15 protein-coding genes are annotated in these 14,265 nt (G+C 58.1%); 12 read left to right on the top strand and 3 right to left on the bottom strand.

What is annotated here, in order from left to right; all coding sequences use genetic code 11:
• The 5 genes from C5O24_RS01480 to C5O24_RS01460 all read left to right on the top strand — a co-directional run.
• The coding region (locus tag C5O24_RS01480) for a tetratricopeptide repeat protein (RefSeq protein ID WP_205961043.1) at nucleotides 1-1,921 on the top strand (1,921 nt) is incomplete at its 5' end.
• Between the two features lie 9 nt (nucleotides 1,922-1,930).
• The gene (locus tag C5O24_RS01475; RefSeq protein WP_107681358.1) at nucleotides 1,931-3,646 is read left to right on the top strand and encodes a porin family protein; all 1,716 of its coding nucleotides are present in this window, start codon (nucleotides 1,931-1,933) and stop codon (nucleotides 3,644-3,646) included.
• Between the two features lie 10 nt (nucleotides 3,647-3,656).
• Nucleotides 3,657-4,424, top strand: coding sequence for a polyprenol monophosphomannose synthase (locus C5O24_RS01470; protein ID WP_107035348.1), 768 nt, complete (start codon nucleotides 3,657-3,659; stop codon nucleotides 4,422-4,424).
• The gene (locus C5O24_RS01465) at nucleotides 4,396-5,757 is read left to right on the top strand and encodes a dihydroorotase (RefSeq protein WP_107035347.1); all 1,362 of its coding nucleotides are present in this window, start codon (nucleotides 4,396-4,398) and stop codon (nucleotides 5,755-5,757) included. Before C5O24_RS01470 ends, C5O24_RS01465 begins: the two co-directional genes overlap by 29 nt.
• Before the next feature lie 214 nt (nucleotides 5,758-5,971).
• Entirely contained in the window at nucleotides 5,972-6,436 is a 465-nt protein-coding gene (locus C5O24_RS01460) for an RbsD/FucU domain-containing protein (protein WP_107035346.1), read from the top strand.
• Nucleotides 6,437-6,555: 119 nt separating this feature from the next.
• Here C5O24_RS01460 and C5O24_RS01455 read toward each other — a convergent pair whose 3' ends face one another.
• The 3 genes from C5O24_RS01455 to trmB all read right to left on the bottom strand — a co-directional run bounded on the left by C5O24_RS01455 (nucleotide 6,556) and on the right by trmB (nucleotide 9,311).
• A complete protein-coding gene (locus tag C5O24_RS01455) occupies nucleotides 6,556-7,059 on the bottom strand; it encodes an RNA polymerase sigma factor (RefSeq protein ID WP_107035056.1) in 504 nt (167 codons plus the stop codon).
• A gap of 364 nt (nucleotides 7,060-7,423) precedes the next feature.
• A complete protein-coding gene (locus C5O24_RS01450) occupies nucleotides 7,424-8,521 on the bottom strand; it encodes an Mrp/NBP35 family ATP-binding protein (protein ID WP_107035345.1) in 1,098 nt (365 codons plus the stop codon).
• A 37-nt stretch (nucleotides 8,522-8,558) separates the two neighbouring features.
• Nucleotides 8,559-9,311, bottom strand: a complete 753-nt coding sequence (gene trmB, locus C5O24_RS01445; RefSeq protein WP_107035344.1) for a tRNA (guanosine(46)-N7)-methyltransferase TrmB — start codon at nucleotides 9,309-9,311, stop codon at nucleotides 8,559-8,561.
• 75 nt (nucleotides 9,312-9,386) lie between these two features.
• Between trmB and C5O24_RS01440 the strand changes: the two genes are divergently transcribed.
• The 7 genes from C5O24_RS01440 (at nucleotide 9,387) to C5O24_RS01410 (ending at nucleotide 14,256) form a co-directional block, all read left to right on the top strand.
• Nucleotides 9,387-10,409 carry an NAD-dependent epimerase/dehydratase family protein gene (locus tag C5O24_RS01440; protein WP_107681357.1) on the top strand — a complete coding sequence of 341 codons (1,023 nt, stop codon included), beginning with the start codon at nucleotides 9,387-9,389 and terminating at the stop codon, nucleotides 10,407-10,409.
• Complete coding sequence (locus tag C5O24_RS01435; RefSeq protein WP_107035342.1) at nucleotides 10,406-10,690, top strand: hypothetical protein; 285 nt, start codon at nucleotides 10,406-10,408, stop codon at nucleotides 10,688-10,690. Before C5O24_RS01440 ends, C5O24_RS01435 begins: the two co-directional genes overlap by 4 nt.
• A gap of 31 nt (nucleotides 10,691-10,721) precedes the next feature.
• Complete coding sequence (gene aroQ / locus C5O24_RS01430) at nucleotides 10,722-11,150, top strand: type II 3-dehydroquinate dehydratase (protein ID WP_107035341.1); 429 nt, start codon at nucleotides 10,722-10,724, stop codon at nucleotides 11,148-11,150.
• A gap of 13 nt (nucleotides 11,151-11,163) precedes the next feature.
• Nucleotides 11,164-12,174, top strand: coding sequence for a pyruvate kinase (gene pyk, locus C5O24_RS01425; RefSeq protein WP_107035340.1), 1,011 nt, complete (start codon nucleotides 11,164-11,166; stop codon nucleotides 12,172-12,174).
• The gene (locus tag C5O24_RS01420) at nucleotides 12,171-12,815 is read left to right on the top strand and encodes an O-methyltransferase (protein WP_107035339.1); all 645 of its coding nucleotides are present in this window, start codon (nucleotides 12,171-12,173) and stop codon (nucleotides 12,813-12,815) included. The genes pyk and C5O24_RS01420 overlap by 4 nt, the downstream gene beginning before the upstream one ends.
• A gap of 30 nt (nucleotides 12,816-12,845) precedes the next feature.
• Entirely contained in the window at nucleotides 12,846-13,634 is a 789-nt protein-coding gene (locus tag C5O24_RS01415) for a DUF3822 family protein (protein ID WP_107035338.1), read from the top strand.
• An 88-nt stretch (nucleotides 13,635-13,722) separates the two neighbouring features.
• Entirely contained in the window at nucleotides 13,723-14,256 is a 534-nt protein-coding gene (locus C5O24_RS01410; RefSeq protein WP_107035337.1) for an RsmD family RNA methyltransferase, read from the top strand.
• Nucleotides 14,257-14,265: the final 9 nt, after the last annotated feature.

Raw genomic sequence — 14,265 nt, 5'->3', positions numbered from 1 at the left:
CAACTACGCCGTGGCCAAGTCCGAAGGCGGACGCGTGCCATTCGGCAATTCCGTGGCGCTGTTCGAGAACTTCCTGCGCGAGTATCCGCAGTCGGAATATGCCGATCGAGTGCGCTCTTACATGATATCGGGATATATGACCGACAACGACTATCAGTCGGCACTGAAGCTGATAGATGCGATGAACCGTCCGACGCCGGAGGCCAATGCCGCCCGCCAGCGCGCGCTCTTCGCTCTCGGCACCCGCGAATATTCGTCGGGACGCCTGACAGAGGCTCTCGACCGTTTCCGCCGGGCCGCTTCCATCAGCGGAGCCGACCGCTCCATAGCCAGGCAGTCTCTCCTGTGGGAGGGTATATGCCAGTATGACCTCGAACGCTATGATGCCGCAGTGCGCTCCCTTGAGGCTTATCTCAAGGAGTCCCGCCGAGGCGATCCCAATACCGTGATAGCGCGCTACAATCTCGGATATGCCCGCTTCTCACAGGCCGACTACAAGGCTGCGCTAACCGATTTCCGCGATGTGATCGCAGCACGTCCCGACAACCGTATGCTTGCCGACGCCTACAACCGTGCCGCCGACTGTCTTTACTACGGCAGTGACTTCGCCGGCGCGGCCGACGCCTACGACAAGGCGTTTGCCCTCAATCCGGAGGCCGGCGATTATGCTCTCTATCAGAAGGCAGTCATGAGCGGTCTGCAGCGCAACCACAAGCAGAAGATAGAGCTTATCTCCGACCTCTGCAGACGCTATCCGACATCGTCGCTCATACCGGCCGCCATGCTTGAACAGGCCGACGCATATACAGCGGTTGGCGACAACAATGCAGCCCTTAAGGCTTACGACAATCTGCTGCGCGACTATCCCGCATCGACCTATGCGCGCCAGGGAATGCTCCGCAAGGCCATAGCCTCGCTGAGCGCCGGACGCCGCAAGGAAGCCAAAGACTCCTACCGGCAGATAATATCGTCATATCCTACAAGCGAGGAGGCACGTATGGCCGCCGACGACCTCAAGCGCATCTATGCCGACGAGGGAAAGCTACAGGAGTATTCCGAATTCATAGCATCGGTTCCCGACGCTCCGCAGACCGAGGCCTCAGAGCTTGAGGCACTGGCATTCCGCGCCGCCGAGTCCGACTATGTGGCCAACGACCGCACGGAGCGTCTGGCCGACTATCTGCGCACGTATCCGGGCGGAGTCCATGAGCCGCAGGCTCTCCTGCTGATGGCAAAGGCTGCAGAGGCCGCCGGGCGCGACGCCGAGGCTCTCGAATATGCCACACGCCTTACCGACCGTTATCCCCACGCCGACGTCAGCGAGGACGCGCTGATAATCCGTGCCGAAGCCGAGCTGGCGCAGGGTCGCGGAGCGGCATCGCTCGAATCATACCGGCGTCTGGAGCAGAGCGCGTCGAGTCCGCGCCGCCTGCAGCAGGCGCGCCTTGGAGTGATGCGCACGGCGCTCATGCTTGACGAGAACGCTACGGCCCTGGAGGCTGCCGACAGGCTGCTGTCATCGTCGGCCGAAAATCTGACCGGACTGCAGGAGATCTCCTACGACCGCGCTCTTGCCCTCAGCCGTCTTGGACGCAATGACGAGGCCGAAGCCGCATGGGCTCTTCTTGCCGCAAGCCCCGAAGATGAGTATGGCGCACGTGCGGCCGTCAGTCTGGCCGAATCGCAGCTCCGCAGCGGCAACGCCGAGAAGGCGCGCGCCACGGCCGACGCCCTCATAAACGCCAATCCGCCCCACGCCTACTGGCTCGCACGAGGATTTATAGTGCTCAGCGATGCGCTGCGTGCCCAGGGCAACGGTTTCGAGGCCGACGAATATCTCCGTTCGCTCAAGAGCAACTATCCCGGCACCGAAGCAGAAATATTCGATATGATCGACTCACGTCTGAAACAACAGCAATAACATCCGCTCATGATAAACCACACTATAAGATTGACGGCAATCGCCGTAATATCGGCGGCCGCCACAGCCACGACAGCCGCGCAGCAGCTCAACAAGGAGATCACTGTGGAGCGCGAGGTGGTGCCGATACAGCGCGAGGCCACACGCCTCGGCTTCACGCCGTCGGTATCTCTCCCACCTCTGGCCATGGAGCGCCTGTCGCCATCCACAAGAGCCATCACCTCACGAGTGCCGGCAGGGATAGTTGTGCTCGATCCGGCCGCATGGGCCGACAGCATCTACATCAGCCCCTACCGCGGATATGCCTCCATCGGCTTCATGCCGCTCTATAACGCCATGCTGTCGGCCGGATACAGGATTGTCGACAATTCCACCACCCGTGTCGGAGCATGGCTGCAATACGACGGCACCGTCTACACCTCGCGGCGCACCCCCTATGACCGTGCTTCATCCGGCCGGAAGGAATACATACGCGACCATACCGCCACCGTAGGCATCTATGCCTCGCAGCGTATCGGCGCATCCTCGGAGCTGTCGGGCGAGCTTGACTACTCCTACTCGCGCTACAATCATCCGGGTTACAGCCCGGCTACAGGCGATTACGGCATGGAATACCAGTCGGTCAACCGCTGGAACGCCGACCTTGCATGGAAATCGACCGTCAATGATCTAGGCTATGGATTCCGTGCCGGTTACTCGCGCTTCGCGTTCGGCGACGACATCCGTTATCCCTACCGTCAGGATCAGCTTCCGGCCGAGGCCGAGAACAATTTCCGTTTCGGAGCCGGACTGAATGCTGACTTCGACGGCGGATCGCTTGCCGCGCTCGATGTCGACTTTTCGGGTTTGCGCACCAATCCCACGGTCGAAAATCCCAATATCGGCACCCCGCGGTCATACTCTACATGGCTTCTGCGGTTCAGTCCCTCATATTCCTATCGTGCCGGAGCTTTCGACCTCCGGCTTGGAGCGCGTGTCGACCTCACCCACAATTCAGGCAAGGCGTTCCATATAGCCCCTGATGTAAGGATCGCTGTCAACCCGTCGTCGATGTTTGCCCTGGAGGTTAGTGCCGGAGGAGGAGAGTGGCAGAACACGCTCGGATCTGTATTAGCTTTCGCACGCAACATTGAGCCATGGGCGGCTTATGCCAATTCACACATACCGCTGACACTCGACGCGCGCCTGCGCATCGGACCGCTTCACGGTCTGTATGGCGAGATCTCCGGCGGATATGCCCGTGCCAACGACTGGCTCATGCCTGCCATCACCGACAGTTACGGCAGTCTGATTCTTGAGCCGGAAGATGTCAAGGGATTTCATTTCGGGGCGGCCGTTGGCTACCGGTGGGGATCTGTCGCAGATGCTCGCGTGGAGTGGCACACAGCTCCTTCCGCCTACGGCAAAGGCTACTATCTGTGGCGCGACAGGGCGCGCAATGTGCTCGACGCGTCGGTCAAGGTCAATCCGGTGGAGCGTCTGAGCGTCGATCTCGGCTTCACTCTGCGTACCGGCCGCCGTATATGTCACATATACGATGGAGCATCACCTGCCATAACTCTCGGCGATGTGCGCGATCTGTCGGCCGGAATATCCTATGGGATCACCCCGGCTCTGACAGTCTTTGTCAATGGAGAGAATCTGCTCAACCACCGTTATTCGACCGTCGACTGTTTCGAATCACAGGGCATCACCGGACTGGCCGGAGCCTCACTGAAATTCTGATCACGCAGCCATGCATCAGAGCATAGTAATCATACCTACATACAACGAGATAGAGAATATCGACTCTATCATACGCGCTGTCATGGCCCTTGGCGACAGCGAGTTTGACGTGCTTGTGGTCGACGACGGGTCGCCCGACGGCACCCCGGGGGCTGTACGCGCCCTCCAGCAGGAGTTCCCCGGACGGATAAAGCTCCATGAGCGTCCCGGCAAACTCGGACTCGGCACAGCCTATATCGAGGGTTTCAAAATATGTCTTGCCGATCCTGCCGGCTACCGCTATATCTTCGAAATGGATGCCGATTTCAGTCACGATCCCAAGGATCTGCTGCGCCTTCTGTCGGCCTGCCGCGACGAAGGAGCGGATATGGCCGTGGGCTCGCGCTACGTCACCGGCGTCAATGTGGTCAACTGGCCCATAGGACGCGTGCTGATGTCTTATTATGCGTCGGCCTATGTCAGGCTGGTCACCGGAATGCCGGTTCACGACACCACGGCCGGTTTTGCCTGCTACACCCGCCGGGTGCTGGAGGCGTTGCCGCTCGATTCCATCCGCTGCAAAGGCTACGCATTTCAGATCGAAATGAAGTTCCAGACATTCAAGCGCGGGTTCCGCATCAAGGAGGTGCCCATCGTGTTTGTCAATCGTGTGCTCGGCACGAGCAAGATGTCGACAGGTATTTTCAGCGAGGCTGTGTTCGGTGTGCTGCGCCTGCGCCTCGACAGCATGTTCAAAAAATATCCGCAATATGGATCGCAGACCGATACTGATTCATGACGCCCGGATAGTCAACGAAGGTGTCACCGCACGTGGCTACGTGCTTATAGAGGGCGATGTCATCGCCGATACCGCGGCGGGCGATGCCCCGGCCGCACTCATGCAGCGCGACGATCTGGAGAAGATCGACGCGGCCGGACGTCTGTTGATGCCCGGTGTCATCGACGGCCATGTGCATTTCCGCGATCCGGGACTCACGCACAAGGCCGACATGGCCACCGAGAGCCGCGCGGCCGTGGCCGGAGGCGTGACGTCGTTCATCGACATGCCAAATACGCGCCCCGCCACCATTACCCCCGATGATGTGGCCGCCAAGCGCGAGCGTGCAGCCGAAGTTTCGGTGGCCAACTATGGCTTCTTCATCGGAGCCACCGACACCAATCTGCAGCAGCTTCTTGATGCCGACTGGAGTCTGACCGCCGGAGTGAAACTGTTTCTCGGGTCATCCACCGGCAACATGCTTGTGGAGCGGCGCGAGGTGATAGAGCGTATATTCCGCGAGGTGCCGGCGCTCATAGCTGTCCATGCCGAGGACGAGGCTACCATAAAGGCCAACCGTGAGGCCGTTGTGGCGCGCTACGGTGAGGATCTGCCGATAGCTTTCCATCCGGTGATACGCAACCACGAGGCCTGCCTCAAGGCCACGCAGACAGCCGTGGATATGGCCCGGCTGACAGGCGCGCGGCTTCATGTGCTCCACGTTTCCACCGCCGACGAGCTTCGTCTCTTCGAGGCCGGACCGGTGGCCGGAAAACGTATCACTGCCGAAACTTGTCCGCAATACCTGCTGTTCACCGACGAACAGTATCCCCACCTCGGAGCCAGAATCAAATGCAATCCCGCCATAAAGCGTCCGGTCGACCGCGACGGACTGCGCTATGCGGTGGCCAACGGTCTTATCGACGTTATTGCCACCGACCATGCGCCGCATCTTCCAGAGGAGAAGGAGGGCACGGCTCTGACAGCTGTCAGCGGCATGCCTATGGTGCAGTTCTCTCTCCCCGTCATGCTTGAGCTGTCGAAGGAGGGGGTTCTCTCGCTTGAGCAGGTGGTGGAGAAAATGGCCCACAATCCGGCCACGTTGTTCGGCATCGAGCGCCGCGGCTTCATCCGCAAGGGCTATTATGCCGACCTGGTGATGGTCGACGACGATGTGGAGCCTTATCCCGTCACTCCTGAGTCGGTCATCAGCCGGTGTGGCTGGAGTCCGCTTGAGGGCGCGCCGCTGAGTGTGCGTGTGGATCAGACGTGGGTCAACGGCCATACGGCCTACCGCCACGGCATAGTGTTTGCCACAGCCCGAGGCATGGCTCTCAGATTCAGTCATCAATGACAGATTATCCTCTCATACATATACACTTAAGTGACTCGCAAAAATTAGCTGCGAGTGATTTTTGAGATCTGTTCGAGTGGTTTTCGCTTGAAGACGAGGGCGTGTAGCGAGCTACACAACTGAGGATGAGAGTAAAAAACGCCGGATAAAATCAAAAAGCGCCGCAGCAGACCATGGGTTACTGACGAGTTTCATAATATCAACTAATTTTTATATGGATTGGAAAGAACAACTTCACACGATGATGCCGCTGCTGGGGCATCGCAACTGGATCGTGGTCACCGACATGGCTTATCCGTTGCAGACCAATCCCGGAGTGCTCACCCTTGATGCTACGGCCGACGATTTTCCGACCGTGCTCCGTACGATCCGCGGCGAGCTTGACGGCGCCTCTCATGTGGTGGCGCATGTATATCGCGACTCGGAGCAGTTGCGCCTCGACGAGCGGCTCTGTCCCGGCATTACATCATATCGTGCCGGAGTCGACGAAGTGATCGGTGGCTACGGGGCCATAAAAGATCTCGGCCACGAGGATCTGATATTGCGGCTCGACGAGGTCAGCAGGCTCTATCTGGTGGTTGTCATCAAGTCTGGGCTGACTATTCCCTACACCTCGCTCTTCTTTGAGCTTGACTGCCGCTATTGGGACGCCGACAGGGAAGCGGCCATACGCTCCTGATCCGCTCCGAAGTGACGCAAAATGACCGCGGACGACTCCATAGTCAATGGAGGGCGTCCGCGGCCGTTTTTCAAGATAGTGTGTTTTTATAGTAATGTGTATGGGTGTGGTATGGCTTTTCAGCGGTAGTCGGCGAAGCGTGTCTGGAGCTGTTGGCGCGCGAAGAATATGCGGCTCTTGATTGTGCCCAGCGGCAACTGCATCTTTTCGGCGATCTCGCCGTACTTGTAGCCGGCCACGTGCATCGAGAAGGGTATGCGGTATTTGTCGGGGAATTCGTTGATGGCGTCGGTGATCTCCTTGGCGCCGAATGAGCCTTCGGGAGTTTCCAGGCCCGAGTCCTGGCTGAGGTTGAGATGGTAGAGATCGTCGGTCTGGTCGATGACCGTGGCCGAGCGCACCACGCGGCGGTAGTTGTTGATGAAGATGTTGCGCATGATGGTGAACACCCATCCCTTGAAGTTGGTGTTCTCGACATATTTGTCGGCGTTGTCGAGGGCTTTCAGCGTGGTATCCTGAAGCAGATCGTAGGCATCGTCGCGGTTCGATGTGAGCATGAAGGCGAAGTTGAGGAGGTTTGCCTGAAGTCCCATGAGTCTGGATTGAAAGTTTGCTGTAGCCATTGTTGTGAGGTTTTAGAGGTGTAATGGGTTGTTATGTCGGTTTGTCAGCGCTGATGTTACAATTCGTTGACAATGCAAAGTTACGGAGAATTACAGCTCTACAAGAGTTTTTGTGTTAAACGAAGTTAAATCAGTTACAGCCTTGTTACATCGAGCGCGCATCGAATACTATGATATTGTTTTATAGTAAGTTGTGAAGTTCAGTAATATCACACTAATTAACAGCTTTCCGCTACCCCTCCGATAGCTCTGATAGCTCCGATAACTCTGATGACTCCGATCAAAGAAGAGCCTGCATAAAACCCCGTCATGGCGTCGCAAAGCGCCGCCTTGACGGGGTGGTAGATAGTAGTATGCTGTGTTTTTACTGCAGCGAAACCTTTATGGTCGGTGGGAGAGTGCCGTTGCGGCGGTTGCATGCGTCGACTACCTCGCGGGCTACATGGCGGAATGCCTGGCCGGTGATTGATGAGCCGTCAAGAGCCACGGGGCGTCCTTCATCGCCCCCCTCGCATATCGACTCCACGACCGGTATCTGCCCCAGAAGTCTCACGCCGAGTTGCTGGGCGAGTTTCACGCCCCCTTCGCGTCCGAATATATAGTATCGCTCGTCGGGATGGCGTTCGGGAGTGAACCATGCCATGTTTTCCACAAGTCCGAGTATAGGCACATTGACTTTCTCACCGGTAAACATCGATATGCCCTTGCGTGCGTCGGCAAGAGCCACCTCCTGAGGAGTGCTGACGATGACCGCACCTGTGATGGCGAGTGTCTGCACCAGCGTCAGGTGTATGTCGCTCGTGCCCGGAGGCATGTCTATGAGGAAATAGTCGAGTTCGCCCCAGTCGGCTTCGCCTATCAGCTGCCTGAGGGCGTTGGAGGCCATGCCGCCGCGCCACAGCACAGCACTGTCTTTGTCGACAAGAAAGCCGATAGAGAGAAGTTTCACTCCATATTTTTCAAGCGGGATGATCAGCGCGCGTCCGTCGACTTCGTGCATATATACCTGCTCGTCCTCCACGCCGAACATTTTCGGGAGCGACGGACCGAATATGTCGGCATCGAGAAGCCCCACCCGGTAGCCCTCCTGAGCGAGAGCCACTGCGAGATTCACGGCCACGGTCGATTTGCCCACGCCGCCCTTGCCTGAGCTGACCCCTATGATGTTTTTCACACCCGGAAGCATCGGCTGCGCTTTTTGTTCGGGCTGTCGCGACGCCGTGGCTATGGTCGGTTCCACTTCGGGTGATATATATGTGCGCAGGGCGGCCTCGGCAGCCTTGACTATCGATTTCATGAACGGGTCGGTGGGCTTGTCAAACACTATCGTGAAGCTCACTTTCGGGCCGTCGATGCGTATGTCGTCGGCGATCATGTCGAGATCAACGATGTCGCGTCCGTTGCCCGGATAGCGCACATTGCGCAGTGCGTCGAGTATGAGGTTGGGATATAGTCGTTCCATAAAGATCAGCTGGGGTGTGTTGATGTCTGTTTATAGTTCATTCGCCTTCGACATGGCCGCGCGAGAAGCTGCGGTAGGTGTCGTAGGGTATCTCTATGTCGGGTTCCGACAGCTCGCGGTCGCGCGGAATGGCAAACCGCAGATATTTGATCGTCAGGCCGCGCGATAGCCATTGCTGCTCGTAATAGGTGCGTATAGACAGTATGTCGTCGGCCGGATGCGACGGATCGCCGTAGAGGTCGGCCGTGTCGGCTTCGGGTGTGATGCCGTTGTGCGAGGCCATGGCGCGTGTGTAGGTGTAAAGAAACGGGCTGTCGGTCTTCAGATGCAGTTTCCCTTCGGGCTTCAGTATATGGCTGTATAGTTCCAGAAACCGGGTGGACGTCAGTCTCTTGCGCACCTTTTTCATCTGCGGGTCGGGAAACGTGATCCATATCTCGCTCACTTCGCCGGGGGCGAAAAAGCGGTCAATAAGCTCTATGTCTGTGCGCAGAAATCCTACATTGGTCATTCCTGCGGCCAGAGCGCGCTTGGCGCCGGTCCACATGCGGGCGCCCTTTACGTCGATGCCTATGAAGTTCTTGCCGGGGATGCGTTCGGCGAGGCCAACGGTGTATTCGCCCTTGCCGCATCCGAGTTCAAGCACTATGGGATTGTCGTTGTGGAAAAAGTCGCTGTTCCAGTGTCCTTTCATCCCGAATCCCTCTGACGCCAGTGTGGCAAACGGACATTGTACGACGAAAGGTATCTCTTCCATCTCCCGGAATTTTCGCAATTTGTTCTTGCCCATAATCTGTCGGTAGGTTGTCTGCTTTGTGTGCAAAATTAAGGAAAATCCGCGGATTTTCCCTAACTTTGCCTTCAAATGAGCAAAAACGTACTGATAATAGGAGCGGGCGGTTTTGTCGGCGGTTTCATCGCCGACGAAGCGCTGCGTCGCGGATATACGGTGACTGCCGGCATACGTGAGTCGACATCGCGCCGATACCTCGCCGACAGCCGCATCCGTTTTCTGATTCTCGACTACGAAAATCCGGAGCAGATGGCCGAGGCCATAGCCGGGGCAGTCCCCGAAGGGGATGATTACCGGCTCGTGTATAATCTCGGAGCTACGAAATGCACCAATTTCGCCGATTTCAACCGTATCAATTACCAGTATCTGCGCAATGTCGTCGAAGCGTTGCGTATGGCCCGCCGTATCCCCGGACGGTTGCTCTACATGAGCAGCCTGTCGGCGCTCGGACCGGGCGACGAACGCACCTATGCGCCGCTTACCGGAAAGACCATCCCGGCACCCGACACCCGTTACGGCGTCAGCAAGATAAAGGCTGAGACATTTCTCGAAACATGCCCCGACATTCCATGGACCATCTTCCGGCCCACAGGTGTCTACGGCCCCCACGAGCAAGACTATCTGATGATGATCCGAAGCATCGACCGCCACTGGGATTTCGGCGTGGGACTGCGCCGGCAGATGCTTACGTTCATCTATGTAAAAGATCTTGCCGCGGCTGTGTTCGACGCGCTCGACACCGACCGCACTCTCCGGCGGAAATACATCATATCAGAGCCACGCAGCTACACACAGGCCGAATTCCGGCGCATCGCCGCGCGCATACTCCGCCGCCGGCTGGTGATACCGGTAAGGGTGCCTATATGGATGCTCTATCTGGTTTCGGCGGTGGCCGAGAAGATCGGCGTCATACGGTCGAAACCCAGCACGCTCAACCGCGACAAATTCCGCATAATGCGTCAGCGCAACTGGAATTGCTCGGTCGACGAAGCTGTAGCCGACTTCGGATTCGCACCGCGCTATGATCTCGTGGCGGGGCTGACCGAAACCGTGGCGGCCTATCGCGAGAGCCTCGGGGAGGAGGCGTCGCGATGAGCGGACGGTCGGGTTGCCGTGCTCCGGCATGGTTCATAGTTCTGGCGGTAGTGATGTCACTTCCGGCATTGCTCACTCCGGCGCTGCTGTCGGCCTGTCCGCCGGATGGTCCTGACATGGTGCGCACATTGGTGTGGATCTATCCGTTCTACGTGGTTGTGGCCGCATGGCTCGCATGTCTGTGCTGGGACAGCCGCCGCACCATGGCGTGGGTGCTGCTTGCCCTCATGGCGCTTACCCATGCCGGAATATGGATGCTGGTCAACGCTCCCGGTCTTTGAATACACTTCTCATCAAAAGCTCCATAAAATCATGGATATACTCATTATCAACGGTCCAAACCTAAATCTGCTCGGGGTGCGCGAGCCGGCGGTTTACGGCAACACCTCTTTCGACGACTTCATGAAGCGATTGCGGAGCCTGTATCCGCATATCGGATTCGACTTTTTTCAGAGCAACCACGAGGGCGCGATCATCGACCGGCTGCACGCCGACGGTTTCAACGGCCGATATGCCGGGATAATACTCAATGCCGGAGCTTATACCCACACCTCGCTCGCCATCGCCGACGCCATCGCGGCCATCGAGACACCGGTGGTGGAGGTGCATATATCCAACGTGGCGGCCCGCGAGGAGATACGCCACCGTTCGCTGATAGCGCCTGTGTGCCGTGGATCGATAGCCGGATTCGGACTCGACAGCTACCGTCTGGCCGTAGAGGCTATAGCACGGCCTGAATAATAATATTGACAATATGAAAAGACTTACCGATATAATGGCAACGGTCACCGATTTGCGCTGTGACCGACACTTCCTGACGTCGCTGAGGCGCGCCGGAATGGATTCAGTCAGGATCAATTCGGCGCATGTCGACGGCGAAGGACTCAGACGCATCATCCGCGCCGTGCGCGAGCATGTGCCCGGAACGGCGATACTGATGGATACGAAGGGACCTGAAATCCGCACGACGCAATTGTCCGGCACTCTGGAGTCGGTGACACTGGCCGTCGGCGACGAAGTGAGACTCGCCGAGTGTGCCGCTACCGATTCGTCGGTCATAGGCATAGCCGTGGAGGGAGTGTGCTCCGCTCTTCGAAAGGGTCATCGGGTGGTGCTCGACGACGGAGCCATGGAGCTTACAGTGCGTCATGCCGACGGTGCTGTGGCCGAAGCCGTAGTCACTCTCGGCGGCGAACTCGGGTCGCGCAAGACAGTCAATCTGCCCGACACCGATCTGCCCCCGATCCCGGCCGTGTCGGAGCGCGACCGCTGCGCCATCGAGGTGGCTGTGGAGGAGCGCATCGACATGATAGCCCACTCCTTTGTGCGCTGTGCGGCCGACGTTGAGGCTGTCCGCGCTCTGACCGCCGGCAGCGATATACGCATCTTCGCCAAGATAGAGTGCCGCGAGGCGATACGCAATTTCAACGGCATCCTTGAGGCTGCCGACGGCATTCTCGTGGCGCGCGGCGATCTCGGCACACAGATCGACGTGGCAACCATACCGGCCGTGCAGCACAAGGCCTGTGCCATGGCCCGCGCGGCGGGAAAACCTGTGATAGTATCGACGCAGATCCTCACATCCATGATCGATCACCCCTATCCGACAAGAGCCGAGATGACCGATGTGGCCTTTGCGGTGCGCGACGGAGTGGAAACGCTTCTGCTCACCGGCGAAACCGCGCAGGGAAGCTTCCCTGCCGAGTGTGTCGACGCTATGCGCCGATGCATAGAGGCGTCGCAGACCTATTTCACCTCGTTATGAGCAATCCGCTGACACTCACCGACGACCGGCTTGAACAATATATCGAGAGCCATATCTCGCCGGAGCCCGATCATCTTAAGCGGCTCTACCGCCATACATGGCTTCACCATCTCTATCCCCGCATGTGTTCGGGACATCTGCAGGGACGTATACTGAAGATGCTCACCTCCATGATAGCGCCGAAGCGTGTACTCGAGCTGGGTACCTTCACCGGCTACTCCACGCTTTGCATCGCCGAGGGGCTGCAGCCGGGAGCCACGCTCGACACTGTGGAGATCGACGATGAGATGGACGACGAGCTGCGCGAGCGTTTTGCGGATTATCCGTCGATAACGCTCCATATCGGCGACGCGGCCGAGGTGGTCGGACGTATGCCCGGAGAGTGGGACATGGTGTTTGTCGATGCCGACAAGCGCCGCTATCCGGAGTATCTCGCCATGCTGAAGCCGCGTATGGCCCGCGGAGGATATATCCTCGCCGACAACACTCTCTGGTCGGGACGGGTGGTGGCCGACGATGCAGGCCGCGATCCGCAGTTGCGCGGCATTCTGGAATTCAACCGCCTTGTGGCCGAAGATCCGGAACTGGAGTCGGTGATATTCCCCCTGCGCGACGGCCTGTCGCTCATAAAGCGTTTATAAATCCGTTGTAGATAAAAAACTACTATATACATGCCACAGCTTGACAAAGATCTCATCTCACAGCCTGAACTATGGAGCCTTGTGATGCAGCTCTCCGACCGTAGGCTGACTGCCGCGCTGTTGCCTCCGGTCGACGGCGAACAGATGATATTGTCGCACATACCGCTACCCGTAGCCACTGCCGGAAGCTATGCCAAGGCGGTGGAGGAGGCAGTCTACGACAATCCGCTGCTGCTTTCCGATTTCAGCCGCATCGGGTTGCTGACATCTTCGCCACGTGTGGCGCTTATCCCCGCTTGTCTTGACGACAAGGCAGCCGAAGAGGCTTTTGAGGCTACCTTCGGGAGTGAGGCGTGCGTGTCGCTTCGTGAACCCACATGGCGCGAAGCCGTGGTGGTTTCGGACGACGACGAGCAACTTCTGGCCTTTTTCCGACGCACCTTTTTCAACATAACGATACGTCCTACTCTCGCGGCCATGATCGAATGCTACCGTGCCGACGGGCTTTGGGTGTCGTGTGAGGACGCGGTGATACGCTGGGTGTATAATCTCGACGGCAATCTCATGGCGGCAAACAGTTTCGATATCAGCGCGCCGGAAGATGCCGCCTACTATGTGGCGGCTCTGCGTCGCGTCGTGGGCGCCGACCGTGGTACGGTGTATCTGCGTCGTGCCGGGGCATCGCGTGAATGGTGTGCCGCGATGGCCGATATGCTGCGCGGGGCATCATGTCCGGTGGAGATGGTCAATGCTTCGCCGGCAATATGCCGTCTGGGGCATTCCGGGGCTGATCTGCCCGATTATTTTCTTCAGGCGTGATCTTCACGGGGTGTCGGGGCGTTATGCACATAATGCATAGGCAGAGGCCCCGCATATTGTTAAATCTTTTAATGCAGAATCTGACAAGGTGAGAATCATAAGAGGAAAATACGGACGTCGGCGGTTTGATGTGCCGACATCCATCACTGCGAGGCCTACAACCGATTTCGCCCGCGAGAATATATTCAACGTCATCGAGAATCTGATGGATCTCGAAGGTGTCCGTGCGCTCGATCTGTTCGCCGGCACCGGAGCCATCACGTTCGAACTTCTTTCGCGCGAGGCCGCCGAAGTGACAGCCGTGGAGCGCGCGCCGGTGCAGTGCTCGTTTATCAGGCGCACGGCCGAGGCGCTCGGCGCCGACAATCTGCATCTCGTCAGGGGCGATGCGCTGCGGTATATATCGACCGCCGTCGCTCCGTTCGATTTCATCTTCGCCGATCCTCCCTATGACATGGACGGATTCGGCGAGATTCCGGGCAAGGTGCTCGGCTCGAAGCTCGTCAAGGAGGGCACGCTGTTCGTGATGGAGCACTCGCGTAAGTTTGATTTCTCCACGTTGCCAGGCTTTTTCGAACACCGTGCCTACGGCAGTGTCAATTTCTCCTTGTTCAGACTCTGAACGTAACTG

It is taken from the genome of Paramuribaculum intestinale, assembly GCF_003024925.1.
Lineage (GTDB): Bacteria > Bacteroidota > Bacteroidia > Bacteroidales > Muribaculaceae > Paramuribaculum > Paramuribaculum intestinale.
The sequence above is the reverse complement of the archived record's forward strand: the minus strand, read 5'-3'. Positions and strand labels throughout refer to the sequence as shown.